Annotated in this window: 26 protein-coding genes and 1 pseudogene; 7 read left to right on the top strand and 20 right to left on the bottom strand. The window is 64.4% G+C overall.

The annotated features are described in order from the left end of the window. Nucleotide 1 precedes the first annotated feature (1 nt). The 8 genes from AO501_RS21000 to AO501_RS20965 are packed head-to-tail and all read right to left on the bottom strand — an operon-like array spanning nucleotide 2 to nucleotide 6,719. Complete coding sequence (locus AO501_RS21000) at nucleotides 2-604, bottom strand: TetR/AcrR family transcriptional regulator (protein WP_082658754.1); 603 nt, start codon at nucleotides 602-604, stop codon at nucleotides 2-4. 12 nt (nucleotides 605-616) lie between these two features. Next, nucleotides 617-1,786: a lipid-transfer protein gene (locus AO501_RS20995; protein WP_055579525.1), complete on the bottom strand. Its 1,170-nt coding sequence runs from the start codon at nucleotides 1,784-1,786 to the stop codon at nucleotides 617-619. After that, entirely contained in the window at nucleotides 1,783-2,235 is a 453-nt protein-coding gene (locus AO501_RS20990; protein WP_055579524.1) for a MaoC family dehydratase, read from the bottom strand. The genes AO501_RS20995 and AO501_RS20990 overlap by 4 nt, the downstream gene beginning before the upstream one ends. After that, a complete protein-coding gene (locus AO501_RS20985; protein WP_055579523.1) occupies nucleotides 2,232-3,353 on the bottom strand; it encodes an acyl-CoA dehydrogenase family protein in 1,122 nt (373 codons plus the stop codon). Before AO501_RS20985 ends, AO501_RS20990 begins: the two co-directional genes overlap by 4 nt. A 19-nt stretch (nucleotides 3,354-3,372) precedes the next feature. Next, nucleotides 3,373-3,786, bottom strand: coding sequence for a Zn-ribbon domain-containing OB-fold protein (locus AO501_RS20980; protein ID WP_055579522.1), 414 nt, complete (start codon nucleotides 3,784-3,786; stop codon nucleotides 3,373-3,375). Then, the gene (locus tag AO501_RS20975) at nucleotides 3,786-4,340 is read right to left on the bottom strand and encodes an FAS1-like dehydratase domain-containing protein (RefSeq protein WP_055579521.1); all 555 of its coding nucleotides are present in this window, start codon (nucleotides 4,338-4,340) and stop codon (nucleotides 3,786-3,788) included. The genes AO501_RS20980 and AO501_RS20975 overlap by 1 nt, the downstream gene beginning before the upstream one ends. A 4-nt stretch (nucleotides 4,341-4,344) precedes the next feature. Further along, nucleotides 4,345-5,547 carry an acyl-CoA dehydrogenase family protein gene (locus AO501_RS20970; protein WP_055579520.1) on the bottom strand — a complete coding sequence of 401 codons (1,203 nt, stop codon included), beginning with the start codon at nucleotides 5,545-5,547 and terminating at the stop codon, nucleotides 4,345-4,347. Then, entirely contained in the window at nucleotides 5,547-6,719 is a 1,173-nt protein-coding gene (locus AO501_RS20965; RefSeq protein ID WP_055579607.1) for a cytochrome P450, read from the bottom strand. Before AO501_RS20965 ends, AO501_RS20970 begins: the two co-directional genes overlap by 1 nt. Before the next feature lie 258 nt (nucleotides 6,720-6,977). Between AO501_RS20965 and AO501_RS20960 the strand changes: the two are divergent. Continuing rightward, nucleotides 6,978-8,438 (top strand): annotated as a pseudogene (locus tag AO501_RS20960) (aldehyde dehydrogenase family protein). After that, nucleotides 8,435-10,804, top strand: coding sequence for a CaiB/BaiF CoA transferase family protein (locus AO501_RS20955; RefSeq protein WP_055579519.1), 2,370 nt, complete (start codon nucleotides 8,435-8,437; stop codon nucleotides 10,802-10,804). The pseudogene AO501_RS20960 and the gene AO501_RS20955 overlap by 4 nt, the downstream one beginning before the upstream one ends. A 4-nt stretch (nucleotides 10,805-10,808) precedes the next feature. Here the strand turns inward: AO501_RS20955 and AO501_RS20950 are convergent, their stop codons facing one another. The 3 genes from AO501_RS20950 to AO501_RS20940 all read right to left on the bottom strand — a co-directional run bounded on the left by AO501_RS20950 (nucleotide 10,809) and on the right by AO501_RS20940 (nucleotide 13,197). Further along, nucleotides 10,809-11,285, bottom strand: a complete 477-nt coding sequence (locus AO501_RS20950) for a MaoC family dehydratase (RefSeq protein WP_055579518.1) — start codon at nucleotides 11,283-11,285, stop codon at nucleotides 10,809-10,811. Continuing rightward, nucleotides 11,282-12,475: an amidohydrolase family protein gene (locus AO501_RS20945; protein WP_055579517.1), complete on the bottom strand. Its 1,194-nt coding sequence runs from the start codon at nucleotides 12,473-12,475 to the stop codon at nucleotides 11,282-11,284. The genes AO501_RS20950 and AO501_RS20945 overlap by 4 nt, the downstream gene beginning before the upstream one ends. 86 nt (nucleotides 12,476-12,561) lie before the next feature. Further along, on the bottom strand, nucleotides 12,562-13,197 hold the full coding sequence (locus tag AO501_RS20940) for a cysteine hydrolase (RefSeq protein WP_055579516.1): 636 nt from the start codon (nucleotides 13,195-13,197) through the stop codon (nucleotides 12,562-12,564). A gap of 50 nt (nucleotides 13,198-13,247) precedes the next feature. On the opposite strand from AO501_RS20940, the gene AO501_RS20935 reads away from it, so the two are divergent. After that, nucleotides 13,248-13,685, top strand: coding sequence for a nuclear transport factor 2 family protein (locus AO501_RS20935; RefSeq protein ID WP_063892904.1), 438 nt, complete (start codon nucleotides 13,248-13,250; stop codon nucleotides 13,683-13,685). A 7-nt stretch (nucleotides 13,686-13,692) separates the two neighbouring features. Here the strand turns inward: AO501_RS20935 and AO501_RS20930 are convergent, their stop codons facing one another. After that, nucleotides 13,693-14,595, bottom strand: a complete 903-nt coding sequence (locus tag AO501_RS20930) for a TIGR03619 family F420-dependent LLM class oxidoreductase (RefSeq protein WP_055579515.1) — start codon at nucleotides 14,593-14,595, stop codon at nucleotides 13,693-13,695. After that, the gene (locus AO501_RS20925) at nucleotides 14,592-15,719 is read right to left on the bottom strand and encodes an acyl-CoA dehydrogenase family protein (protein ID WP_055579605.1); all 1,128 of its coding nucleotides are present in this window, start codon (nucleotides 15,717-15,719) and stop codon (nucleotides 14,592-14,594) included. Before AO501_RS20925 ends, AO501_RS20930 begins: the two co-directional genes overlap by 4 nt. Before the next feature lie 200 nt (nucleotides 15,720-15,919). Between AO501_RS20925 and AO501_RS20920 the strand changes: the two genes are divergently transcribed. Genes AO501_RS20920 through AO501_RS20905 form a run of 4 tightly spaced genes read left to right on the top strand, consistent with a single transcriptional unit; the run spans nucleotide 15,920 to nucleotide 20,840 of the window. After that, the gene (locus tag AO501_RS20920; protein WP_055579514.1) at nucleotides 15,920-17,113 is read left to right on the top strand and encodes an amidohydrolase family protein; all 1,194 of its coding nucleotides are present in this window, start codon (nucleotides 15,920-15,922) and stop codon (nucleotides 17,111-17,113) included. A 6-nt stretch (nucleotides 17,114-17,119) separates the two neighbouring features. After that, entirely contained in the window at nucleotides 17,120-18,088 is a 969-nt protein-coding gene (locus AO501_RS20915) for an acyl-CoA dehydrogenase family protein (protein WP_055579513.1), read from the top strand. Next, nucleotides 18,085-19,287, top strand: coding sequence for an acyl-CoA dehydrogenase family protein (locus AO501_RS20910; protein WP_055579604.1), 1,203 nt, complete (start codon nucleotides 18,085-18,087; stop codon nucleotides 19,285-19,287). Before AO501_RS20915 ends, AO501_RS20910 begins: the two co-directional genes overlap by 4 nt. Next, complete coding sequence (locus AO501_RS20905; protein ID WP_055579512.1) at nucleotides 19,284-20,840, top strand: class I adenylate-forming enzyme family protein; 1,557 nt, start codon at nucleotides 19,284-19,286, stop codon at nucleotides 20,838-20,840. Before AO501_RS20910 ends, AO501_RS20905 begins: the two co-directional genes overlap by 4 nt. A 26-nt stretch (nucleotides 20,841-20,866) precedes the next feature. Here the strand turns inward: AO501_RS20905 and AO501_RS20900 are convergent, their stop codons facing one another. From AO501_RS20900 to AO501_RS40305, 7 genes are all read right to left on the bottom strand, one after another. Then, nucleotides 20,867-22,045, bottom strand: a complete 1,179-nt coding sequence (locus AO501_RS20900; protein ID WP_055579603.1) for an amidohydrolase family protein — start codon at nucleotides 22,043-22,045, stop codon at nucleotides 20,867-20,869. 214 nt (nucleotides 22,046-22,259) lie between these two features. After that, nucleotides 22,260-23,147 carry a TIGR03619 family F420-dependent LLM class oxidoreductase gene (locus tag AO501_RS20895; protein WP_055579511.1) on the bottom strand — a complete coding sequence of 296 codons (888 nt, stop codon included), beginning with the start codon at nucleotides 23,145-23,147 and terminating at the stop codon, nucleotides 22,260-22,262. Nucleotides 23,148-23,153: 6 nt separating this feature from the next. Continuing rightward, nucleotides 23,154-23,912, bottom strand: a complete 759-nt coding sequence (locus AO501_RS20890) for an SDR family NAD(P)-dependent oxidoreductase (RefSeq protein WP_055579510.1) — start codon at nucleotides 23,910-23,912, stop codon at nucleotides 23,154-23,156. After that, the gene (locus tag AO501_RS20885) at nucleotides 23,909-24,511 is read right to left on the bottom strand and encodes an SDR family oxidoreductase (RefSeq protein ID WP_055579509.1); all 603 of its coding nucleotides are present in this window, start codon (nucleotides 24,509-24,511) and stop codon (nucleotides 23,909-23,911) included. Before AO501_RS20885 ends, AO501_RS20890 begins: the two co-directional genes overlap by 4 nt. A gap of 11 nt (nucleotides 24,512-24,522) precedes the next feature. Further along, nucleotides 24,523-24,954, bottom strand: coding sequence for a hypothetical protein (locus AO501_RS39575; protein WP_055579508.1), 432 nt, complete (start codon nucleotides 24,952-24,954; stop codon nucleotides 24,523-24,525). 21 nt (nucleotides 24,955-24,975) lie between these two features. Next, a complete protein-coding gene (locus AO501_RS20875) occupies nucleotides 24,976-25,635 on the bottom strand; it encodes a hypothetical protein (protein ID WP_055579602.1) in 660 nt (219 codons plus the stop codon). Nucleotides 25,636-25,702: 67 nt separating this feature from the next. Then, nucleotides 25,703-25,825, bottom strand: coding sequence for a hypothetical protein (locus AO501_RS40305; protein WP_269435183.1), 123 nt, complete (start codon nucleotides 25,823-25,825; stop codon nucleotides 25,703-25,705). Between the last annotated feature and the right edge of the window lie 29 nt (nucleotides 25,826-25,854).

Here is a 25,854-nt window from a genome sequence, read left to right as displayed (position 1 = left end):
GCTAGCGGCGCTTTCGTCCGTCGTCCAGGAATCCCCGCACGATGTGGGCGCGGACGAAGGCGGCGACCCCCTCGTCGTCGCGCATGTCGACACAGGGTGACGGTGTGGTGAACAGTGAGAACAACATTCTTGCGAACCACTCGCACGCCGAGCGGATGTCGAGATCGTTGCGCACCTCGCCGGTCAGTCGTGCGGCCGAGATATACGGCGCGAAGAACGCGCCACAGTCCTGCAGCAGCGCGGACGCGTTCTTGGTCAGCATCAGATCGACCTCTTCGTGGTCGAAATACGACTCGGGCTCCACCACCCTGCGTGCCTGGGTGACGAAAACGCCCGCCCGGACCAGTTTGTCCTCCAGTGTGCTGCCGCCGTCACGGTCGATCGCTGTGGCGAGTCTCCGATAGAAGGTCTGTGACGCCGCCTCCGCGCAGGCCTCGACGATCGTCTCCTTATCCCGGAAGTATTCGTAAAACGTGCTTCGGGAGACGTCTGCCGCACGGGCGATGTCGACGATCGTCGTCTTTGCCAACCCCTGCGTGCGGAAGCAGGCGAAGGCTGCCGAGATGATCACCTCGCGTGTGTCGACCGCGGTCGCGCGCGTCACCAGCCACCCTGCTCAGTGATCGGGCGCGAGGATCAAGCCGCTGGTCGGAACCCCCGTGCCCGACGTGACGAGCACGTGTCCGACGTTGTCGACTTGGTTGTGCGACGTGCCCCGGATCTGGCGGACACCTTCGGTGATGCCGTTCATGCCGTGGATGTAGGCCTCGCCGAGCAGCCCGCCGTTGGTGTTGATCGGCATCCGGCCGCCCAGGGACAGCTCGTCGATCGACACGAAATCCTTGGCTTCGCCACGGCCACAGAATCCCAGTTCCTCGAGTTGGGCGAAGACGAACGGCGTGAAGTGATCGTAGAGAAACGCCGTCGAGATGTCTTGTGGCTTGAGTCCGGAGTTGCGCCAGAGCTTTTCGCCGACCACACCCATCTCCGGCAGGCCGGTGATGTCGTCGCGGTAGTAACTCGTCATCACCTCGCCGTCATAAGCGGCGCCCTGTGCCGCGGCTGTGATGACGGCCGGCGGCTTGGCCAGATCCCGCGCTCGTTCGAGGCTGGTCACCACCATCGCCACGCCACCGTCGCTTTCCTGACAGCAGTCGAGCAGCCTCAGCACCGGATCGATGATCCAGCGCGATTGCTGGTGCTGCTCAAGGGTTATCGGTTTCTCGTAGAACCACGCGTCGGGGTTTCTGGCCGCGTGTTTGCGGTCGATGACGGCGATCTTGCCGAAATCGGCGTTGGTGACGCCGTAGGTCGTCATGTACCGCTGAGCGTGCAACGCGACCCACGCTGCCGGCGTCATGAATCCGAACGGGGCATACGGCGCCATCCACAACGGCGTCACGCCCGGCTGACGACCGGCGCCACCGAACCGGAAACCGGAGCGCTCGTTGAATGCGCGGTAACACACCACCGCCTCGGCGACTCCCGTCGCGACCGCCATGGCGGCCTGCATCACGGTGCCCGCGGCCGCACCGCCGCCGTGCGGAACCCTGGTGAAGAACGTCAGATCGCGGATCCCGACATTGCGGGCGACCTCGATCTCCTCGTTCTCATCGACGCTGAAGGTGACCATGCCGTCGATGTCGGCGGGCCGGAGACCGGCGTCGTCGATCGCGGCCTTGACCGCCTCGCAGGCGAGTTGCATCTCGGTGCGGCCCGACTCCTTCGAGAATTCGGTTTGACCGATCCCGGCGAGGGCGGCGGTGCCACCGATGCCGTCACTCATGCATCGACGCCTTCGAGCAAGCTGAGCACCGCGGTTCCTGACACGTGGTCGCCGAGGCTGTTGGTGCCTTTGAAGGTGACTTCGACAAGACCTTCGCCGTCGGCCGAGGATTTGCCGGTGACCGAGCCGGTGAAGCGCAACGGATCGTTCGGGTAGGACGGGACTCCGAGCCGAATCGACAACTTCTTGACCATCGCCTCCGGGCCTGCCCAGTCATGGAGAAACTTCACGCACAGGCCGTTGGTCGTCAGGATGTTCATGAAAATATCCTTCGAACCTTGAGAATTGGCGAAATCGCGATCGTGGTGCACCGGCATGTAGTCGCGGGAGGCGATGGCGCCGGCAACAATCAGAGTGGTCGTCACCGGAACGTCCAGCGGAGTGACTTCGTCGCCCTCCTCGATGGAATTCCAGGCCAGCGTGGTGGTGCGGTCGACGGTGGACGTCATTTGCTTCCTTCCGGGTACGTGGCGCCGAGGCGGGTGAGCTGTTGGGTGGCCGAGCCGAGTGAAAGCTCGATCTGCTTGGCCCACAGGAAATATCGTGAGAGTGGATAGGTGACGTCGATGCCGATGCCGCCGTGCACCTGCTGGGCTGAACCGGCAACCCGCGCGCCCGCTTCCGCAGCCCAGAACTTGGCGATGGCTGCTTCGCGGGATGCGGGCCGGCCCTCGGCGATCAGCCAGGCCGCGTGCCAGGTGGTCCAACGAATGGCCTCCACATCGATGAACGCGTCGGCCAGTCGCTGCTGCACCGCCTGGAACGACCCGATCGGTCTGCCGAATTGCTCACGTTCGCTGGTGTAGGAAGCTGCGATCTTGAGAGCGCGTTCGGTCACGCCGACCTGCATCGCGCACAGCCCGACGAGCGCCCTGGTGTAGAGGGATTCGACCGCGTCCGCGCCACCGGACTCGGTGAGCCGGTGCCCGACTGCGCCAGTGAGTTCGAGATCTGAGTGCGGCTCCCCGTTAGTCGTGCGTGCCGGGGTCACGCTGACTCCATCAGACGCCGTCTCCACCACGAACAGGCCCGGGCCGTCCTCGGTGCACGCCGAAATCACGATGGCGTCGGAGATTTGCGCCGCGGGCACGAGCTCCTTGCTCCCGTGCAGAAGCCAGGTGCCCCCGTCCGCGCGCGCGGTTGTGCGGGGTGCGCTGGGGTCCGAGTTGCCCTGTTCGGCAAGTGCGGCCGTCAGGATGGCGGTGCCGTCCAGCACCTTTGGCAAATAACGCCGCTGAAGCTCCGAGTCACCGTGCCGCGCAATGGTATCCGCGCCGAGCACGAGGGTCGGGTAGAGCGGGACCGGCGCAACGCTGAACCCGACCTCGGCAAGGAGCACGCCGAGCTCGAGGAACCCGCCGCCGCTGCCGCCGACGGACTCAGGTAGCGCGATGCCCAGCAGGTCCGACGACGCCAGTTCACTCCACAGAGCGCGGTCGAAGCGGACCCCCCCGGCTTCCAAGCCGGCTTCCAGCTCGGTGAGACGCTCGGGGGTGGCGCGGTGCTCGAAAAGCTGGCGGGCCACCTTCCGGACCGTTTCTTGTTCCTCAGTAAAGGAGAAATCCATCTCTGCGTGTACCTCGCTGTCAGCACGCCGGCCGGAACTGGTGCAGTACCAGCTCGTCGCCGCTGGGGAGTGCCTCGAACTTTTCGAAGAAGACTTCGACGGGTAGGCCGACCTCGATGGCGGCGGGCTCGATGTCGCACAAGTTCGACACGATCCGGACCCCCTCGTCGAGCTCGATCAGCGCTACCACATAGGGGTACTGCAGGAACGGCAACGGCGGATACTGCGGCATCACGAAGCTGTAAACCGTTCCGCGGCCGCTCGATTCGATGGACTCCCACTTGAGCGACTGGCAGTTTCCGCACATCGGCCGCGGCGGCACGCGCAATGTCTGGCAGTCACTGCACCGTTGGATCAGCAGCTTGTGGTCCTTGAGGCCCGACCAGAAGAACTCAGTGTCCGGACTGATTGACGGGGCTAGTCTGCTGGCCATCAGCGTCCTGTCTTGAATCGGAGGGTGCGGAATCGCTGTCGTCCGATCACTTCACCGTTCTGATCGCGGTAGGTGGTGATCCAGGTGACGAAATAGCCGTTGCCCATTGCCGTCTTCTTCTCATCTGAAATCGTCTCGAATACGGTTTCCGCGGTAATCTCGTCACCCACTCGTGGGTACCGCTCCAGCTCGAATTCCGAGTTGGTGGCGACGGTGCCGGTGTATCCGGCGTCGGTGAGAAACTGCAGCGGGTTCTCTTTCAACACGATCGGCACGCCGCCGCGTTCGCGGATGCCGGCCAGTTTGGGCGGCGCCATCGTCCATGACTGCAGCATCACGGGCGATGAGACGATGCCGCCGTAGCGGGAGGCGGCAGCGAATTCTGGATCCAGGTACGCCGGGTTCATGTCGTCCAACGCGTAAGCCCAGTGTCGGATCATGGCCGCATTCACCGGATCTGGCGCCTTGACAGGTTGTCCGGAACTGATGGGTTGGCCGACGAGTGCGTCTAGGCGTTCGCGCAGTTCGGCTTCGTTCTTGGTTGTGTCGGTCACTGGCTTAGGAGCTCCCTTTCTCCGATGCGCCGGCCCGCATGTCCCGGGGTGCGCGGGGCATCCTGAGACCAGCCATGGCGATGATGTCGCGTTGGAGCTCGTTGGCTCCGCCGCCGAATGTGTTGATGACCGCCAATCGATAGGCACTCTCCAGTTCTCCCTTGAGCGGTGCCGCCGAGCCCTTGCGCACCCCGGCCTGGCCCACGACCTCGAGCAGTTCGCGCGCCACCTGTTGGGTCAGCTCGGTGCCGAAAACCTTTGCCGCGGAGGCTTCTCCCATTCCTAGGGCGCCCGAGCTCATCGTGGCGTTCACACGTAGGTTCAGCAGTCGGTAGGCGGCGACCTGTGCTTCCACCCGGGCCAGGGCCTGCTGCACCCAGGGCTGGTCGATGACCATGCCGTCGTCGAGCGGCGTCGTCGACGCCCAGTTAAGCGTCTTCCGGAAAAGCGGCTCCAGGGCACCGAGATTGCCCAGGGCGGCGCGTTCCAGGTTGAGCTGGTTGGTCACCAGCGTCCAACCCTGGTTCTCGCCGAGCACGATGGCGCTCTCGGGAACCCGCACATCATCGTAGAAGGTGTAGTACGTGGAAACGCCCGGCATGGTGTGCAGCGGCTTCCAGGAGAATCCCGGCGCGTCGGTGGGCACGATGAACAGTGTGATTCCTTTGTGCTTCTTGACGGTCGGATCGGTGCGCGCCGCCAGCCAGATGTAGTCGGCGAATTCGGCGCCGCTGGTGAACATCTTGGAGCCGTTGATGACGAAGTGGTCGCCGTCTCGCGTGGCGGTGGTCCGCAGGGAGGCGAGATCGCTGCCCGCGCCCGGCTCGGAATAGCCGATCGCGAACTCGACGGTGCCTTTCAGAATCGCCGGCAGGAATTCGGCCTTCTGAGCCTCGGTGCCGTATTGGATGAGTGTGGGCCCAACCGTATTGAGCGTGATCATCGGCAACGGCGCGCTGACGCGCCGCGCTTCCTCCGAAAATATGTACTGCTCCAGCGCGGTCAGTCCACTGCCGCCGTATTCGACCGGCCAGGCGACACCGAGCAGACCGGCGTCGCCGAGGGCGCGCCTGCACTCGCTCACGGCGGCGCCGCCCTCCATGACTCCGGCCACCGCAGCACGGCGTTCGGGCGTCATCACCGCTTCGAGGCGGGTTCGGTAGTCCTTCCGTAGTTGTTCCTGTTCGGCTGTGTAGTCGAAATCCATCAGCTGCCCGCTCCCAGTCGAATTGGCATGCGCTTCACGCCGGGCACCATGGTGGCGCGAAGCCGTGACACATCGCCGGTGAGTTCCAGTGTCGGATAGGCGCCCAACAACACCTCGAACATCACCCTGGCCTCGAGGCGGGCCAGTTGCGCTCCAAGACATGCGTGTTCTCCCGCACCGAATGCGATATGCGGATTGGGATTACGGGTTATGTCGAACTCTTCGCAGCTGGGCCCGAAAATTTCCTCGTCGCGGTTGGCCGCACCGTAGAGCATGACCACGGTGTCACCGGCCCTGATCAGCTGACCACGGATCTCGACGTCCTGGGTGGCGCGGCGAGCCATGTGGGTGACCGGGCTGGTGAATCGCAGCATCTCTTCCACCGCGCACGGCAGAAGCGAAGGGTCCGAACGCAGCAGCGCGAACTGGTCGGGATGGTCGATCAATGCCAGGGTGCCCAAAGCGATGAGATTGCGGGTGGTTTCGTTGCCGGCCACCAACAACAGGAACGAGAAGTTCAGCAGGTCCGCGTCGGTGAGTTGCTCGCCGTCAACCTCGGCCGCGGCCAGAATACTCAGCAGGTCGTCCTGGCCGCCGGCAGCTGTGGAGCGTCGTGCGGTGATGAGTTTCATGAAGTACTCGTAGAGCTCACCGAGCGCGACCATGGAATCCAGTTCGACATCCGGGTCGGCGGTGCCTACAGCAGCGTCCGACCAGGCGCGGAACTGTTCCCAGTCTTCGGGCGGGGCGCCGAGCATCTCGGCGATCAACCGCGTCGGTAGCGGAGCGGCGATCTCCTCCGCGAAGTCGTAGTCCCGCGAAGCGTCTATGCCGTCGACGATGCCATTGACGATCTCGCGCACCTTGGGCTCCAGCAATTGCACCTGGCGGCGGGTGAAACCGGAGTTGATGAGCTTGCGAAGCTGACGGTGACGCGGCGGATCGGTGAAGATCAGGTTCCCTTCCTGCACAGGTTCGGGCTGCGCGGGATCCGGGATGGTGATGCCCTTCGTCGACGAGAAAATCAGCGGGTGCCCCGAAACGTAACGAACATCCTCGTACTTGAGCAGCGCCCAGAAATTCGTGACATCGTTCCACACCACCGGCGTCGTATTTCGCAGCTCCCGATAGGCGGGGTAGGGGTCGCCTGCGTAGAAATCTGGGGAGTGCAGGGGGACTGATGTGGTGGGCACCGCGGGCCTTCCTTGAGGCAGAGCCTTGGTCGGACAGATAAGCTAAGAATGTCCGTTCTCATTGTGTCTACCGGAGACGTAAGTCCACTGTCAATCGCCAAAGAAGTCCCCAAAAAAGTGGATTCCTCTCCACGTTGACGCGGAAGCTTCGCCGGTGTACACACGGTCTGGATATGTAAGTTCTCGGCGTCGATTGGCTTTGGTCACGAGACTGGGCGATCAAGAAAGCGGGGGGTGATGGCCGGATCGGGCATCCGCTTGGAAGCTCACGGGCTCTATATCGGCGGCAAATGGATCGACCCCGACAGCGGCCGATACGACGTCGTCAACCCCGCCACCGAGACGGTGATCGGGACGGCGCCCGACGCGAGTGTTGCGCAGGTGCGGCAGGCGGTTTGCGCGGCGCGAGCCGCTTTCGATACCGGTCCGTGGCCCCGGGCCGAGCCCGCGGAACGCGCCCGTTGTCTGCGGCAGCTCAGCGATGCGTTGCTGGCGAAGGGCGAGGAGATCTATGCGCTTGCGCAGGCCGAGTGGGGTTGTACGGCAAACGAACGGTTGATTCACGTGGAAGGCCCGGCGTTCATGGTCGGCCACGCCGCCGAACTCGCCACGGAGCCCGCCGAGGCGCCGATGGACGCCTGGGGTGCCGCAGGCACCACGCTGCTGCGCTACGAGCCCCTCGGAGTGGTGGCTGCCATGACGCCCTGGAACTTCCCGCACACCCTCAACGTCATGAAGCTGGGTGCGGCGCTGGCGGCGGGGAATACCCTGGTACTCAAGCCATCCCCGCTTACGCCGCTGGCCGGGCTGGTGTTGGCGCGAATAATCGACGAGCACACCGACATCCCGGACGGCGTTGTCAACGTGGTCACCCCGACCAGCATCGACGCCAGCCGAAGCCTGACGTTGGATCCCCGCGTCGACATGGTCAGCTTCACCGGCAGCTCGGCGGTCGGACGGGACGTGATGGCGGGCGCGGCGACCACGATGAAGCGCGTCCTGCTGGAATGCGGGGGCAAGTCGGCGACCGTGCTGCTCCCTGACTTCGACGTCAGCGACGACTTGTTGGAACGACTGCTGTTTGAGGGTTGCACGATGCATGCCGGTTAGGCATGCATCCTCAACAGCAGGCTGCTGGTGCCCGATGCGATTCACGACGAGGTGGTGGACCGGCTCGCCGAGCTGGCCCGTGACGTTGTGATCGGTGATCCGGTAGATACCGGTGTCACCATGGGGCCGTTGATCACCCGCGAACACCTCGACCGCGTCGAGGGATTCGTCAAGCGCGCCGAAGCCGATGGCGCGACCGTGGTGGCAGGGGGAGCCCGCCCGAAGGATCTCAGCCGCGGGTTCTACTTCGAGCCGACGATCCTCACCGATGCCTCGGCGGATTCCCACATCGCGCAGGAGGAGGTGTTCGGTCCGGTGCTGACAGTGCTGCGCTACCACGACGACGACGACGCCGTAACCATCGCCAACAACTCGGCCTACGGGCTCGGAGGCGCGGTGTGGGGGAGCGATGTCGAACGCGCGGTGGCCATCGCACGCCGGATCAGGACCGGACAGGTGTCGATCAACGGCACTATTCCCGGAGACGCGCCGTTCGGGGGCTTCAAGCAGAGCGGCATCGGTCGGGAAGGCGGTGTGATGGGTCTGCGAGCGTACATGGAGCCCAAGGCGATCGGGGTACCCGCGTGAATGGACCGCTGTCGGGTGTGCGCGTTGTCGAGCTGGCATCCGAGATCGCGGGTCCCTACTGCACGAAGCTGCTCGTCGACCTGGGCGCGGAGGTATGCAAGATCGAGCCCCCATCAGGTGACCCGCTGCGCCGCTGGGGAACCGGCGGTGGACTGTTCGAATACCTTAATGCCGGAAAATCTGGCAGCACAATCGATCTCGCGGCGAAAGACAATGTTGCGGCACTCCGTGACATGATCGCCGGGGCCGACATGCTCGTCGAGGACCTGGCGGCGGGCGCGCCGCAGCGCCGCGAATGGGGGCTTGATACCGAGACCCTCGAGCGGGTGAATAAGGACCTTGTCGTGGTTCGTATCTCGAACTACGGCCAGCAAGGGTCGCTGTGCGGTCGGGCCTCGACGCCGCTGACTCTGCAGGCGGCAGCGGGCTGGGTCAACGTGCGTGAGCCTGGCCGGGCCCCGGTGCAGGCCGGCGCACGAATCCCGGAGTACATCGCGGGAGGATACGCGGCCCTCGGCGCGCTGACGGCGCTGCGGATCTCGATGGCCCAAGTGAACCGACCGGTGGAGGTGGACGTCTCGATATTCGAGTCGCTACTCGCAACCCTGCCGTATCCCATGCTGATGGCCGCGCGCCTGAAAAGCATTGGTTTGCCAACCAATTCCAAAGCGGCTCCCATGCTGGGCATTGTGCGTGCCGCCGATGGGTGGATAGGGATCAACTGTCTGACCGGGCAACACTGGCTGGACGTGTGCGCCATGGTCGGGTTGCCCGAGTTCGGCGAACACCAACTCGCAATCATGCTCGGCGGTCCCGAGCGCGATGAGTTCTTCGCCAAGGTCCAGCCGTTCCTCGACTCCATGATGGTGGCCGACCTTGTCGAACTGAGCCAGGCCATGCGGATCCCAGCGGCCCCGATCTCCCAGGCCGACACCATCCAGAGTTGCCCGCAGTATGCCGAACGCGGGTTTTTCGTCGAGTCCGTCGCTGACGAAGCACGATTCGTCAGACCCGGTGCGCCGTTCCGATTCTCGAAGACACCAGTCCCGGCGCCACTGCCTGCACCCGCCCCGCATGCGGATGCACCGGCCGGGTGGGCCGAACGGGGTGCACCCCGACGGCGGACGGACGTACCCGACGCATCACTACCTTTCGCCGGGCTGAAGGTGTTTGACCTGAGCACGTTTTGGGCGGGCGCATACCTGACCTGCTACCTCGGTGCTTTCGGGGCTGACGTGGTCAAGGTCGAATCTATTCAGCGTCCCGACGGTCATCGGTACTCGGGTTCGTTGCTGCGTGAGGGTGACGACTGGTACGAGCGTGGACCGCTCTGGCAGGGTACCAATCTCAATAAGCGCGACATCACGCTGGATCTCACCTCCGACGCCGGTCGCGAGCTCGCCCTGCGGTTGGCCGCGCAAGCGGACGTGGTGGTGGAGAACTTCTCGCCGCGGGTGGTCGAGCAGTTCGGCCTGGACTACGACACTCTCATGAAAGTCAATCCCAGCGTAATCATGGTGCGGATGCCCGGGTTTGGCTTGGAGGGACCGTGGCGCGACTACGTCGGGTGGGCGCTCAACATCGAGCAGGTGTCCGGGATGTCGGCAGCGACGGGTTATCCGGATGGCCCACCGTGCAATCTGCAGGGGCCTGCCGACCCCATCGCAGGCGTCCATGCATGTATCGCTTTGCTTGCTGCCCTTGAGCACAGGCGGTCCACCGGTGAGGGTCAGCTCATCGAGGTCGCGCAGATCGAGGTCGGTGCGGTGGTGACCGCCGAACCCGTCATCGAGTACTCACTGACGGGAACGGTGCGGCCGCGCGAGGGAAACCGCCACCGCCACTACGCCCAGGGCGTCTACCCGACCGGCACCCCTGACAAATGGGTCGCGATTTCGGTGCGTGATGACGCCGACTGGCACGCCGTAGCGGCCACAGTCGGCCGGGACGACCTGCGTGACGACCCGAGATTTGCGACCGTCGAGACACGCCGGGAGAACCACGACGATTTCGACGACATACTGGCGAAATGGACGAGCGGACGAGCCGCCGACGAGGTGGTGGCAAGCCTGGCAGCGCGTGGCGTACCCGCCGAGCAACTGCTGACGGCCGACCGGATGTATGACGTCGAGCAGCTCGAGGCGCGGGGTTTCTACCAGGATCTGGACCATCCGATCACCGGGCGGCATCGGTTCCCGGGATGGCCGTTTCGTATGTCGCCGGGTCCGACCCACCAACACCGTTCGGCGGCGCCGACTCTGGGGCGGCACAACTCCGAAGTCCTTGGAGCGCTTGGGCTCGACGATGCGCAGATCGCGGAGCTGTGTGAACGGCAGGTCATCGGGGAACGTGTGCTGAACGCGTAGCCGTTCAGGCGTCGACCATCGCGGCAATCGTGTCGACGACACACGCCGGCCGATCGCTTCCCTCGACCTCGACGGTGACACGTACCGTAGCCCGGCCACCCTTGTCGTTGCGCTCGACCTTGAGGAGCTCGGCACCGGCCCTGATCCGGGAGTCGACAGGCACCGGGGCGGGGAAGCGCAGCCTGTCGCTGCCGTAGTTGACCTGCATCGCCAAGCCGGTCACCCGATAAATCTGTTGCACCAGAATGGGGACCAGCGACAACGTCAGATAACCGTGTGCGATGGTCTTGCCGTAGGGCCCTTGAGCAGCCCGCTCCGCGTCGACATGAATCCACTGGTGGTCACCGGTGGCCGCGGCGAACAGGTCGATTTCCTGCTGCGTGACCGCCCGCCAATCGCTGTAGCCGAGGTGCTCGCCCACGTGAGCCTCGAACCCGGCGACCCCGTCGTACTCCGTCGGAGAACTGGGAGTCTCCGTCACGCCGGGACCTTGAGCGCCAACTGCTCGATAGCGTTGCCGCCCATGATCTTAGCCTTTGCCGAGTCCGATATGCCGTCGAGTCGATCGACGAAGCTCAACGGGTCACCGATGCCCTCCGGGTGCGGGAAATCGGAGCCGAACATCACATGGTCTTCACCCATGATGTCGACGATCCCCTTGATGTCGTCCTCGAGGAACGGGTGGATGTAGATGTTGCGCTTGAACACCTCGACGGGATGTTCGTCGAATTCTTTGGGCATGATCTTGTAGGCGGTGTTGAGCTGCTCGAGCAGATTGCGCACCCAGCCGCTTCCGTTCTCGACGCAGAAGATCTTCAGATCCGGGAAACGTGACAGCGCGCCGTGGCAGATCATCGCGGCCAGCGTGTCCTCGATCGCCCGGTGTCCCATTACGACCTCGCGCAGCGCGCTCGGCTTGAAGGACAGGTATTCGTCGCCGCCCTCCCACTCCATCAGGTGCTTCTGGTAGCCGCTGTCGGAGGCGTGCATGGTGACCGGCATGCCCGCCTTGACCACTTCTTCCCAGAACGGGTCGAACTCGGGCAGCCCCATCGAACGCGAGCCGCCGAAGCGGCTGGGCACCGGCGCGGGCCGGACGAGAAATGTCTTCATGCCGTGTTCCAGCCCCCAGTGGAATTCCCTGATGGCTTCGTCCACCATGGGAAGGCAGATCACGGGCGTCGCGAAGATCCGGTCGTGGTAGTTGAAGGTCCAGTGCTCGTGCATCCACTCGTTGAGTGCGTGGATGATCGCGTGAGTGAGGACGACGTCGTCGGTGGTGCGTTCCTCGATGAGGCTGGCGAGCGTGGGGTACATCACGCACTGGTCGAGGCCCAGCTCATTCATCAGCTCGAGCCGCGGGGCGGGAGCCTGGTAGGCGGGTATGACATCCATTGCCTCGCCGATGAATTCGCGGAAGTTGAGGCCTTCTGGGTTCTTCCCGAGGAAGTAGTCCTCCGCGCTGCCCGGCCTGGCCACCCGTGCGAACGTCGGGTTCGGAATCATGTGGCTGATGTGGTCTTTGACAACGAGTTTGGGACGCCCGTTGACCTCGACGTACCCGACCTTGCCGCGGTGCTCCTTCGGCAGGTACTTGGTGAGCGCCTCCGTCGTCTCGTACATGTGGTTGTCGATATCGAAAACCGGGTACGGCAAAGAGCGGGAAGGCATGGACGTTCCTCCTGAACAGCGAATATGACCATTTACGCTTTATGAGAACGAAGTTATCATTATCGTCACGCAACATCCAGGTCGGGTCAAGTCAAGCGGCGCTCGCTCCACGCGGCGACGACGGCATCGGTGGTGGTCACCGTGGCGAGCAGAGCCAGTGTGTTGTCGATGATGGACTCTGCGTACTCCCGCGGGTACCCACTCACCGCGTCTCGGGGTAACACGAACTGATAGCTGCGGTTCACCGCGTCCATCACGAAATTCTGGATCGCAATATTCACCGAAACACCAACTCCCACAATGGTCTTGACGTCCAGGTTCCGGAGCACTGAGTCCAGGTCGGTGCCGGTCATGGGTCCGAGGCCGTGGGTTCGGGTAAGCACGATGTCACTGGGCACCGGACCGAGCTCGGGCAGGACCGACGCCCCGGGACTGCCGGGAGTCAAGTCCGCAGCAAACGACTTTCCGGCCATGAACAGCCGCGCATTGGTATTCGACCCGCGGCCGTCCGGGCGCCTCGCCATGAGGCAGTGCACCACGGTGACGCCTGCTGCCCTCGCGGCGTCGAGTAATTCGACGATGTTGGGAATCGCCTCGCGCCGAGCCTCCTCGGCGAGGAAGGGAAGGCCTGCCTGGGGTCCGATCACCCCGCCCTGGCATTCCTGCGTCACCAGCGCGGTGGTGGCGGGGTCGAGCAGCTCTTGCAGACTTGGTTGCGGCATGAGAACAGACGTTATCGTGTGCCCTAGCCAATGTTTCAGGAGGACGCCACATGGAGGCTTGGGAGCTCGAGGTTCGGGAGTCGGTGCGCCAGACGTTGGCCGACTACACCGCGGCCACCGATCGGTTCGACCTTCGGGCGCTGGCAGCCTGCTTCTCAGACGACGGCGTGCTGGAATTCACCGGTGGCGCAGCACCCCTGACGGGACCCGCGGAGATCGAGGCCGGTCTCGCTGCCGCGGTGAGGAAACCCGGACATCCGGAGCGCCCAGCGCCGACTCACGTCCGTCACCACGTCTCGAGCATCCGGTTCGGCTCGGTAGGCCAGGACAGGGTCGAGGTCAGCAGCTACTTCGCCGTACACACCGACATCGGCCTGGATCATTGGGGTCGCTACCGCGACGTGCTGGTCCCGGCGAACGGCCGTTGGGTATTCGCTCATCGGAAGATCGGCGTGGACGCATTCGCGTCCGACAGCTTGATGGGCTGAAGGCGCATCACGCCGTGATGAACTCCTTTGCGAAGCCGCGGGAACGCTCGATGAGTTCGCTCCGGTCGGCTCCTGGTGGCGCGATGGTCAGCCAGGTGACTCCGGCCGCGGCGAGTCTGGCGATTGTCGCGTGACGTTCGTCAGACGATCTGTTGTCGTCCAACAGGTTTCCCGCTGAAAAGCAAATATCCAGTGGTGTGGTGCGGCCGATTTCACCGGCATACCGCCTGGCCCAGTCGATCGCCAGCTCCAGTTCTTCGATAGTCGAGATCTCCGCGGTGCGCGAGGCTGCGGCGTAGCCGAACGTATTGAACGGTGCCCAGCCCTGAGCCCGTGACACCGCCCGCCGCACGGCCGGCTTGCTGTTGCCACCGACCCACACCGGTGGCGGAGTCGCCGGAAGCGGCCGCAGCCGAACGCCGCGGGCGGCGAAAGACGTCCCCTCGTAAGCGACGTCCGCACCGGTGAGAACTTTGTCCAGCACGTCCAATGCCTCGTCGAGCAGGGCGCCACGGCTGTCGAAATCGATTCCCAGTGCCTTGAATTCGGGCTTGAGGTATCCGGCCGCGGTACCGAGGATGAGCCGTCCCTTTGACAGGGTGGCCAGGCTCTGAATCGATTTCGCACCGAGAAAAGGGTTGCGGTAGGCGGCGATATAGACGTTGGTCAGTAGCTTGATGTCTGTGGTCGCGGCGGCCGCGAAGGCCAGGGCGACGAACGGATCGAGAGCGTGGTGCCCGCCGTGGTCGAGCCACTTTGTGTCGGGTGCGGGGTGGTCGGTGACGTGGACCGCCGCGAAACCGGATTGCTCGGCCGCCCGTGCGATATCCGTGATCGCTTCGGCGGTGACGAACTCGTCGACGGCCTCGACACGCTGGGTGGGTAGTTCCAGGGAGAACGAAACGGTCACAAGGGTCCTTTCATTTCGGGGACGAGCATGGCCAAGCGCTCGGCGTGGTAATCGGGCGTGCCGAAGAACAATTGGCTGGCCTTGGCGCGCCGGACGAACAGGTGGGCATCGTGTTCCCAGGTGAAGCCGATACCGCCATGGATGCGCATATTGTCCAGCGCCACCTGAAGTAGGGCCTCCGAACACGCGAGTTTGGCGACCGACGCAGCGATCGCCAAATGGCCGGGGGCGGCGGTGTCGGAGAGGGCGGCAGTCTCGGCCGCATGCCACGCGGCCGAGCGTGCGCCCTCCACCAGAATCAGCATGTCCGCGCACCTGTGTTTGACCGCCTGAAAGCTGCCGATGGGCCGGCCGAATTGGATTCGGTTCTTGGCGTAGTCGACGCCCATGTCAAGGCAGCGTTGCGCCGCGCCGACCTGTTCGGCCGTCAACGCGACTATGGCGAGGTCCGACACGCGTCCCAGGAAGCCGGCGGCATCGCCGTCGGCTCCGACGAGTTCCGCCTGGGCGCCCTCGAATTCCACTCGGGCCACCTTGCGGGTGCGGTCGAGCCCGGCCAGCGGCGAGCGCACCACCCCGTCCGAGTCGGCCCGTACAGCGAACAGCGACATGCCGGCGTCGGTGTTGGCGGCCGCCACGAGAACATCCGCGGTGTGACCGTCGATAACCATCGGCGCCGCACCGTGGAGGCGATGGCGTGCGCCGTCGCGCTCGCCCCGTAATGTCACCGTCGCGGGATCCCAGGCGCCGAGGCGGCCGTTCAGGATCAGCGTGGCGGTCGTGGATCCGTCGACGAGCCCTGGCACGAATCGCTCCGCGGCCGCTTTGTCGCTGCTGGCGAGGATGGCTTGGGTCGCCAGACCAATGGTGGCGAAGAACGGGGAACACAGCAGCGCCCGCCCCATTTCCTCGAAAACCACCGCAAGTTCGGTCACCCCGGCACCGGCGCCACCCCACTGCTCGGGAACGGCGATGCCGTGCAAGCCCAATTCGCCTGCCATCTGGCGCCAGGACGCCTCGTCATACCCGGTCTCCGTCATCATCAACTCGCGAACGGTGCTGCTGGGCGACATCGCGGTCAGGTACTCGCGCACGACGCCGCGGAGCTCGTCGGTCTCAGTCATCGGCGTACCGATCGCGTTGTCCACCAGTGCCGTTGATGAAGCCGAACCTTTCTTGACGCGGACATGGGTGCCGTCACGGTCGACCCCCGCGGCCCTTACTCGGAATCCCGGCTCTGAGTAGCCTGAATAACCCCTACCGGATCAGGATAGTATGATTTTTGAAATTGGAGAATAATCATTCTCGCTTAAGGAGCCACGGGGTGACGAAACTCGACTACGGCATCTTCGACTGCGATACCCACTGCTACGAGACACGAGACGCGTTCACCCGCTATCTTCCGGAGAAGTTCCGGGACCGGGCCATCACGACCGTGCGCGGAGCGGACGGTGTCGAGGTGATCCTGGCCGGGCACCGTGTTGCCACGTTCAACAGTGAGGGGGGACTGGGTCTCGACGTCGCCTACCGACCCGGTTCGCTCAAGGAGATGCTGCGACAGATGGGATCGGGCAACCCGGAGGAATCCTACGAGCCGCAACCCATGCAGCCGGAATTCATCGAGCGCACCGCCCGCCTGTCCGTCATGGCGGAGCAGAACGTCGAGCGCATGGTCATCTATCCGAGCGGTATGGCCCTGGCCGCTGAACACTACGTCGACGACACGGCCGCGCTCTATGCCAATCTTCGTTCGTTCAACAGGTGGTTTGACGAAGAGTGGGGATTCAATTACCACGAGAAGATCTTCGCAACGGCCCTGATGTCGTTGCGTGACTTGGATTCTGCCATCGCCGAGACCGAGGCGATCATTGCGCAGGGGGCTAAGTTCGTGCTGCTGCCGACAGGGCCGGCGTACGGTCGCTCACCGGGTGACCCCTACTTCGACCCGATTTACGCACGTCTGCAGGAGGCCGGCTGCATCCTGGTATTTCACATCATGCCGTTCTGGTACTTCACTGCGATCTCACCCGCGTGGGGACAGAGCCCAGACCCGGCTTCATGGCACATGTCGGCGTGGCAGTGGATGAACATCTACGGCCAGCGGCCGATCGAGGAGACGTTGTCCGCGCTGATCTTCGACAATCTCTTCGGTCGATTTCCGGACCTGAACGTTCTCGTTGCCGAGCACGGGGCGGAATGGGTGCCGTTCTTCGTCAGGCATATGGACAAGAGCCGCGGGATGGGCCGCAATGGCCCGTGGATCGGGGGGAAGCTGACCGAGCGGCCGTCGGCGATCTTCCGCCGCCATGTGCGTGTCGTGCCGTACCCCGAGGACGACATCCCAGCGGTCGTCGCCAGTATGGGATATGACGATTGCCTGGTCATGGGCTCGGATTACCCGCACGCGGAAGGCATGGCCGAGCCGGCCGATTTCGTGAAGCTGCTAGACCCCCTCGACGACGTCGTCAAGCGGCGGATCATGCGCGACAACGCCGAGCAGTTGCTTTTTCGGAGTTGAGGCGGCGTGCCCGGCGAGAGCTCATCTGACGTCGAGCTCGACCTGCTGCGGGCGTCGGCGCGCGAATTTCTCGCCGAACGGGCAGAGAAGGGCTCCGTCAAGGACCTCGCGGCGATGGACTGGACGGGGTTACTCGTCGATGAGGTGCTCGGTGGTGCGGGCCGGCGTCCGGTCGAAACGTGCGTCATAGCCGAGGAACTCGGGCGAGCGCAGGACGCATCGGCATGGTTCGGGACCACGATTGCTGCCGCAGCACTCGCCTGGGCGCCCGATGAGGTCAGGGAACCGTTGTTGCCCGGACTGCTCACCGGAGCCGTGACGGCGGGGTGCAGCCTGGCCGGCGACTCGGCACGGGTCGTTCGCGGCGACCAGACGGACCTGTTGATTACTCTGGGCCACAACGGAGTTCATCTGCATCGCGACCTGAATCGGCGGCAGTTCACGCCGGACGGCGATCTACTGGACGTCACCCGGACGGTATGGCGGATCGATCTCACAAACGCGCCGGGCGTCTCGATCGGATCACCCGAGCGGGCCGCGCAGTTACTCGGGATTGCTCGGTTGCTGGTATCCGCCGACTCTCTCGGGGCCGCATCCATGACTTTGGAGCGGCTCACGGCCTACCTCAGGGAGCGTGTGGCGTTCGGCGCGCCGATCGCGAGCTTTCAAGCGATCCAGCACCGGCTCGTCGAGCTGCTGGTCTTCGAGGTCAAAGCGCGCGCCGTGATCACCAGGGCGGCTCGGGCAATCGAGGCCGGGGATGAGCGGGCGACCGCGCTGACCGCGGCGGCGCACGCGTTCGTAGCGGCGAAAGCCGCAGCCGCCGTGGACGAGTGCATGCAACTGTCCGGTGGGATCGGCTTCACCTGGGAGTATCCGCTGCACTACGAACTGCGCCGCGTCTTCACCAATGCACACCTGATCGGAACGGCGCGGTCCAGCCGGGCGCTGCTGGCGGAGGAATCGGGATGGTGAGCGTCTTCGGGGATCGGCCCAGCGAGGCGCAGCTGGCCGAATTCAGGGAACGGGTCAGTGCCCACATCGCCGAACATGCACCGGCGATCGAGGCGCGCGAAGGTCATCGGGCGCCGGTGACCGCGGAACAGGAAGCGGTGCTGCGCAGCTGGTTCGCCGGCTTGTACGAGGCGGGGCTGGTGGGTGCGGACTGGCCGGTCGAGTACGGTGGTCGCGCCGATCACCACCCGCTGCACGACCGCATTGTGAGCGAGGAGATTCTGCGGGCCCGCGCGCCGCGCCCTGTCGACCAGGTCAACCTGGCCGCGCATGTGCTGCTGCACTTCGGTTCCGAAGAGCAGAAGCAAAGGCTGCTGCCACCGATCCGCAGCAGCGAGCATGTCTGGTGCCAGCTGCTCAGCGAGCCCGACGCCGGCAGCGACATCGCGGGAGTGCGCAGCCGCGGTGTGCGGCAAGACGACGGCGGCTGGCTTATCGACGGGCAGAAGACCTGGATCACCGACGGCCACTGGGCGGACATGGGGCTTGCCCTGATCCGCACCGACCCGGCGTCCTCCCGCCACCATGGCCTGTCGGTCTTCACCGTGCCGCTGGCGGCGGACGGTGTCGACGTCCGTCCGATCCGGACGATCGGGGATGCGATCGAGGTCAACGAGGTCTTCCTCACCGGGGTACGGCTCGGGGCCGACAGCCTGATCGGCGAGGTGGGGCAGGGTTGGTCAATCATCATGGCCGGCCTTGACTTCGAGCGATTCGGTATCGGCGGGAATGTCATCCTGCTGGAGCTGCTGATCGATGACCTGGTCGTCATCGCTCGCCACGCGCACGTCGACGGCGTGCCCGCACTGGAGTCCGCCGACATCCGCCAGCAGGTGGCGGAGTTGGCTGTCGAGGTCGAAGTGGCCAAGGCATTCATCGACGACCACGTGGAGCGGCTGACATCGGGCGACGAACAACCAGGCGACGGCTCGATCGCCAAGTTGAGCTTCGCCGAGACCTACCACCGAGTCTCGGCCTATGGCGCGGAGCTGGCGGCGTCTGCGACAGTGGTCGGGGACGCGCATGATGGTGTGCGGCAGGCCAAAGAACGGTTGCGCGAATGCTGGCTGTGGTCGCGCGCCTACACGATATCGGGTGGTAGTTCGGAGATGATGCGCAACATTCTCGCCAAACGCCGTCTGCTGCTGCCGAGTCGATGAGCACACCGCCGACCGCCGAGACCTATTGGGGCCTGGTCGATGCCGCGGCCCGGTCGCATCCCGACTGGATCGTCCTGGCCGATGATTACGGGCGCCAACTGACCTGCGCACAGTTGCGCGACGCCGCGCTTACCTGCGCAGCGGCCCTGGCGCAGCGGGGTATCGGCGCAGGCACGATGGTGTCGTGGCAGCTGCCGAGCACGCTGGAGACGATGGTGGTCATGGTGGCGCTCGCCCGTCTTGGTGCCGTGCAAAATCCGGTGCTACCCATCTGGCGCGAGAGCGAACTGCGGTTCGTGACCGGGCAACTCGAGACCGAGGTGTTCATCGTTCCCGGGCTGTGGCGGAACTTCGACCACACTGACCTTGCGCATCGGCTCGCCGATCAGCAGCCCATGTCAGTCGTCGTCATCGACCACGACGCGCCGATCGACGACGGGCTTCGGTTGCCCGCCGGCGACCCGGCGGCGCTGCCGGAGCCGCCGGGCAGCGACGAGGAACCTCGGTGGATCTACTATTCGTCCGGGACGACCGCGGCGCCGAAAGGGGCACGGCACTGCGACCGTTCGGTCATCGCCGGCTCGGCGGGCGTGGTCGGGATCGTGGGCGCATCGAGCGACGACGTGAACCCGATTGCGTTCCCGGTCTCTCATATCGGGGGTGCCGCCATGCTCGCTGCGGGCCTGCGCACCGGTATGCGGTTGGTGTTGTTCGACGCCTTCGATCCGGTCGAGACCCCTTTCGCGGTCGCGGCGCACCGCCCGACTCTGCTGGGCAGCGCCACCCCCTTCTTCGTCGCCTTCATGGCGGCGCAGCGCAGGCACGGTGACGAACCGCTCTATCCCGAGCTGCGGGGATGCGTGGGTGGGGGTGCGCCCATCACCGCCGAGTTGGGACGCCAACTGAGAGAGACCTTTTCGGTCAACGGTGCTGCCAATTCCTGGGGCTTGACCGAGTTTCCGGTCGCTACATCGCAGACGCCGGACGCCGCACCCGAACTTGCTGATCGAACCGTCGGAAAACCGGTGGCCGGGGTTTCGGTGCGGGTCGTCGACGAGGCGGAGCGGGAGGTGGGCGTCGGCGCGGAGGGGGAGCTTCGGCTCAAGGGACCGCAATGTTTCCTCGGCTATGTCGATGCGTCCCTGGATGCCAATGCCTTTGACGCGCAAGGCTGGTTCCGGACCGGTGACTGCGGGCTGATCGACGCCGAGGGGCACGTGGTTGTGACCGGACGCATCAAGGACGCCATTATTCGCAACGCGGAGAACATCTCGGCGCTGGAGATCGAGGGCGTGCTCGCCGCGCATCCCGCCGTCGCCGATGTGGCGGTGATTGGTGTGCCGGATTCCCTTACCGGAGAACGGGTTTGCGCTGTCGTCGTAGTGCGCCCGGGCGTGACGGTTACGCTCTCGTCGATCTTCGATCACTGCCAGGCGCACGGCCTGAGCAAGCACAAGACGCCTGAGCGCCTCGAAATCGTCGATGCGCTGCCTCGCAACCTGACCGGCAAGGTGCTCAAGAACGAACTGCGGGCCCGCTTCGGCGGCCCCTGAATTCCACCGGAGCCCGGCTGCCTCGCTCAGATGCCGATGAGTTCCTTGAGGTTGGCTCCCATGACCCGTGCCGTGGTGGCCTCCGGCAGGTCTTGGAGTTCCTTGACGAATTCGGCCGGCTCGGCCAGGCCCTCCGGATGCGGGTAGTCCGATCCGAACATGACTCGATCCGCGCCCAGAATGTCGATGAGGTGTGACATGTCCTCCTCGTGAAAGGGGTTGACCCACACATGCCGGCGGAAGACGTCGCAGGGATGCTCGCTGAAGTCCTTCGGCTTCTTGCGGTACACCCGGTCGAACGCGTCCATCAGCCGGTTCGCCCACGCCCCACCGTTCTCCACCACACCGATGCGTAGGCCGGGGAAGCGCTCGAACACCCCGTGGGCGATGAAGGCCGCGAGCGTGTCGAAGATGTGGCGGCTCTTCTCATAGATGAAGCCGCGGAATTTGGTCAGCTGGAAGCCCTGGAACTCGTTGCCACCCTCCCAATCGGAGAGGTAGCGGTCATATCCGGCGTCGGAGTTGTGCATCTGCACTGAGATGCCCGACGATTCGACCAGCCGCCAGAAGTCGTCGAATTCGGGCAGCGCGGGTGACCGCGAGGTGCCGTCGCCGCGCGGCACCGGCGCGGGCCGGATCAACACTGTCCTGGCTCCGTTGTTCAGGCACCACTCCAGCTCGTCGACGCCCTTGGCGGGATCGTTGAGCGAGATTGCGGGGACGGCAAAGATGCGGTTCTCGTAGTTGAAGGTCCAGTCGTCCAACAGCCAGCGGTTGAAGGCATGGGTGACCGCGTGGGTGAGTTCGGTGTCGGACTTCGTGCGCTCTTCGAGCATGCCCGCCGTGGTGGGGAACATCACCGCGCCGTCGACACCCTGGCGGTCCATCAACGCCAAGCGCAGGTCGGGACGCCGGAATTCGTCGGGACAACGGATCGGCTCAGCGAGCTCCCGCAGTGTCTTGCCCTCCGGGTTGACGCCGCGGTAGTAGTCGGCCCACGCGCCCGGTGTGGGGATCACCTCATAGGTCGGGTTCGGTATGGTCTCCGTGACGACGCCCAGGATCTGCAGTTTCTTGCGGCCGTTGATATCGACGAACTTCAGTGCGTCGGAATATTTCTCCGGCAAGTACCGCGTGTAGGCGTCGATCGTCTCGTACATGTGGTTGTCCGCATCCCACACGCCGAACGCCGGTGGCTCGGTCATTTTCATTCCTTTCGAGAGCTGTCGGGATCGCCGGACACCGAAGGCACTCCGCTGGCGTCCACCGGGCAACGCGGCGGAGCATCGAGTGGTAACAATATTATCCTAAATCGAGAGTAGCTGTTCTCGTCGAAGTTACTGAGGAACCACCGTCGATGGCAAGCTCCAGCGCCTGGTTGCCGCAGGCAGGGTTGCGAACGCTGGGATGTATTTCGGTTCAGTCGCACGCCACGGCCGCGATGTCAGGCAAGCGATCGACCAGGACGCGAGGTTCGTCGCCGGCTATAAGAACTTGCAGATGATCGATGCCGAGCCGGCGATACTCGGCGTACGACTCGGTAAACGATCGGACGTCCGAGTAGGTCGTCGACGCAACCGTGTACAAGCTCGTCGGCGCTCGACCGTGCGTCTCCGCTGAACGTCGCAGCGCCATGAGCAGTTCGGCCAATCGTTCCGTCGACGTCGGCGCGGAGATCCAACCGTCCCCGATCCGAGCCGCGCGGTCGAGCGCTGCGGGGGAGTGCCCGCCCACCAGGATGGGGATGGGACGCTGGGTGGACTGGGGACGTGGATCCATCGGCGCGAAATCATAGTATTGCCCGTGGAACTCGACGTAGGAATCGGTTGCGCACCACAACGTGCGCAACACCGCGATGTGCTCCTCGGTGCGAGCGGCCCTGCGGTCCCACGGCATACCCATCGCCGTTGCCTCTTCCCGCAACCAGCCGACACCGATCCCGTACATCAACCGTCCCTGCGAGAACACATCGAGCGACGCGAGCTGCCTGGCGTTGAGGATCGGGTTGCGCAACGGGAGGACCGCGACAGATGAACCGAGGCCGATGGTGGCGGTCAGCCCCGCAACCCAGGTGAGGGTGGTGACCAGCTCGAAGTTCGGAGCTAGATTGTCGGAGAGCCAGCCGTCGGCGACCGGCGTCGGCTGACGGCCCAGTAGATAGGGCGAATCGGTGTGGCGGGGCAGGACGAGGTGGTCGACCGCCCAGAGCCGGGAGACACCGCAGCCTTCGGCAGTCTGCGCGAAGTCGCGGATGAATGACGGCGACGCATTCGGGCCGCTGTGGGGAAGCACCAGACCGATTTCCACAGCGACCTAGATAGTGGTGAAGTGGCCGCCGTCGACCCCGATCGTCTGACCGGTGAGGTAGCGGGCGCCCGGGCCTACGAGGAAACTGACCGCTGAACCGATGTCGGTCTGCGGATCGCCGATGCGGCCCAGCGGGATCCGCCTGGCCAGCCGCTCCTCCATCGCCGGCTCCGCTTCTATCGCTGCGTTCAGGGCAGGTGAATAAGCAAGTGGCGACACGGCATTGACGGTGACGCCGTGCGGTCCCCACTCGCGAGCCAGGCTCTTGGCGAAGCCTCGCAGCGCCCCTTTCATCGTGGCGTAAAGCGGCAGCGTAGCGCTTCCCTCCATACCCGCGGGTGAGGTCATCACCAGGAATGTCCCGGCCCGTGCGCGCAGCGCCTCAAAGGCTGCGCTCGCACAGTGGTAGGCCCCGGTCAGCGACACGCCGATGTGGTCCTGCCAGAGTGCGTCATCGACATCTTGGAGTCGGTGGGGCTGGCTCGATGCGTTGCTTGTGGCATTGTGTACCAGCGCATCCAGTCGTCCGGTCTCAGTCAGAGCTGCCTCGACAGCGTCGACGACGGACGTCGAGACGGTGACGTCGCAGCGGACCCAGCTCGCCTGGCAACCACCGTCGTTCAGCTCGGCAGCGAGCGCCCGTCCGTTTTCCGACCTGGTGGCGACGAAGACGTGTGCACCGTCGAGCGCGAGAGCGCGTGCTATTCCCTGCCCCACACCCCCGCCGGCTCCGGTGACCAGGACCGTGTGACCATCGAGTGTCATGGCAGCATCATTGCCCCGCCGTCAACCACGACCGTCTCACCGACCACGCCCTTCACCTCGGGCTTGAGCAGGAATCGCGCTGTCTCGGTGATGGATGCAATGATCTTGTCATCGTCTTGAACGGCGGCCGTGGTTACGTGAGCGGCCGACGGGCTGAGTGCGGGTGTGAAGAGCTCAAGCGGGGCGACGATGAGATTGACGATCACGTTTGCCGATGCCCATTGGCGGGCAGCCGATTTGGCCATTGCGCGAATTCCCTCGAAAGCGGTGGCGCACGGGACGAGGTACGGCGCTCCCGCCATCCCGATGGATGGCAACACCAGGACGATCCTTCCTCCCTCTTCGCGCATCGACGAGAATGCGCGTTGCAACGCACTCAGTACTTCTCGCATCGGTTTCTCGGTGAAGCGCTGCCAGTCGGTTTCACTCACAGCGTTGAGGTGAACTGGCTCTACAACCGGATCAACGCCCACGACGATGACAACGGATTCAGACTTGGACGGGATCGATTCACCGACGTTGTGCACGACTGACCTGAAGCTCGCTGCGATGGCCCACGAGATGGCATCGCTGCCTCCGATGACATGCGGTGTGGTCATGTTCGCACCGACTATGGTTTCGGAACTGCGTGCGCCTGTCGTGCGATTCGCTCATCGTGAATCCTCACCAGCTGGCGGAATCCGATGCGGTCGTACCGCGGCCGAGGCTGAACTCCCCAATCATCTCTTGCGGTGTGCTGGCCGGCCGCTTCGGGGGCACCGCCGAATGGCGGGCCGCCGAGGGGATAGGGCTGCGTGCACTCGAGTGTGTCGTCGGAGTAGCGGATTTTGAGTAGCTCGCTGCAGATCTCAGTGAGTGACAACGTGGGCCACCCGTACCAGACGGCGATCACCGGTACCGTGAGCGACCCCTCGATCACCAACCCGAACAGGCAGACGAACAGACCTCTCCTGAGCCACTTGTGCGTGCGTGCCCAGGTTGATGTCGTGCCCAGAGGCAGCGGCTCCGCTGATGCCTTCGCGTCAACTGTTGTTTCGGACACGATGATCCCTTTCTGAGAATGTCAGTCGGAGAAGATTTCCCGGTTCACGGTGTGCAGATAGGGGATGGCGAGAAACGGGGTGATGTAGAAAACGTTGTAGGCCCACCAGGCCACCACCGGGAAGCCCACCGCCGCGTAGCGAACGTCGGCGTACAACGTCATGTTGAAGATGTAACCGGTCCACACCACCACGCCGAACCAACAGGTGACGATCATCCACTGGTGGCCCCAGCGCCGCATCTGCAAAAAGCCGATTGCCGCCGCCATCCGCATTGGGAAGGCGATGAGCACGCAGACAAGTACCCAGGCCTTCTCGCCCGGAGCGCCGGCGCCCCCGATCCAGAGTTCGTTGTAGTGCCAGAAGTATCCCGCGTCCATCAGGTTGCCCCACGCCGTGAAGACGGTGCGGGTTATCAGCGCGTGATTCGCGAACAGGTCGAGAGCCCAGCCGATGCTGTTCAGAGCTGCATCCAAGATGATGACGTAACCGATAAGGGTGACCATCAGCGGGCGCACCGAGAGGCCCCCGCGTTGCGCGTTGCGCAACAGGTACAGGCCACGCAAGAAGATGGGGAGTCCGATGACCCCGAGCATCAGGGTGCCCATCAAGGCCGTGCCCACGATCAACCAGATGTCCGCTCGTCGTTGGGCCTGCAGACTTTGACGTTCGTGCTCGTCCAATGTTGCTGATGCGGAATGGGTTCCGGCGTTCCGGCGGCGCGAAATGGCAGCGGGCAGTTTCATCGGTCTACCAGTCTCTCGTCAGAAGCATCGAGAGTTGGATGAGGAACATCGTCAACAACACGCCGTATATCCAGATCTGGAACACGATCAGCCCGCGTTTACGGCGGCGGTCCTGCTCATCCGTCACGCTGTGTCCTCCCAGTCTTTTTCGATTTC

This window comes from Mycobacterium gordonae (assembly GCF_001417955.2).
Classification (GTDB): Bacteria; Actinomycetota; Actinomycetes; order Mycobacteriales; family Mycobacteriaceae; genus Mycobacterium; species Mycobacterium gordonae_B.
This window is presented reverse-complemented; position numbering and strand designations above follow the sequence as displayed.

Coding starts and splice junctions, on each gene's coding strand:
- AO501_RS20995 (WP_055579525.1), bottom strand. CDS start 1,786: ATGAGTGACGGCATCGGTGGCACCGCCGCCCTCGCCGGGATCGGTCAA.
- AO501_RS20990 (WP_055579524.1), bottom strand. CDS start 2,235: ATGACGTCCACCGTCGACCGCACCACCACGCTGGCCTGGAATTCCATC.
- AO501_RS20985 (WP_055579523.1), bottom strand. CDS start 3,353: ATGGATTTCTCCTTTACTGAGGAACAAGAAACGGTCCGGAAGGTGGCC.
- AO501_RS20980 (WP_055579522.1), bottom strand. CDS start 3,786: ATGGCCAGCAGACTAGCCCCGTCAATCAGTCCGGACACTGAGTTCTTC.
- AO501_RS20970 (WP_055579520.1), bottom strand. CDS start 5,547: ATGGATTTCGACTACACAGCCGAACAGGAACAACTACGGAAGGACTAC.
- AO501_RS20945 (WP_055579517.1), bottom strand. CDS start 12,475: ATGCCTTCCCGCTCTTTGCCGTACCCGGTTTTCGATATCGACAACCAC.
- AO501_RS20940 (WP_055579516.1), bottom strand. CDS start 13,197: ATGCCGCAACCAAGTCTGCAAGAGCTGCTCGACCCCGCCACCACCGCG.
- AO501_RS20935 (WP_063892904.1), top strand. CDS start 13,248: ATGGAGGCTTGGGAGCTCGAGGTTCGGGAGTCGGTGCGCCAGACGTTG.
- AO501_RS20925 (WP_055579605.1), bottom strand. CDS start 15,719: ATGACTGAGACCGACGAGCTCCGCGGCGTCGTGCGCGAGTACCTGACC.
- AO501_RS20905 (WP_055579512.1), top strand. CDS start 19,284: ATGAGCACACCGCCGACCGCCGAGACCTATTGGGGCCTGGTCGATGCC.
- AO501_RS20900 (WP_055579603.1), bottom strand. CDS start 22,045: ATGACCGAGCCACCGGCGTTCGGCGTGTGGGATGCGGACAACCACATG.
- AO501_RS20890 (WP_055579510.1), bottom strand. CDS start 23,912: ATGACACTCGATGGTCACACGGTCCTGGTCACCGGAGCCGGCGGGGGT.
- AO501_RS20885 (WP_055579509.1), bottom strand. CDS start 24,511: ATGACCACACCGCATGTCATCGGAGGCAGCGATGCCATCTCGTGGGCC.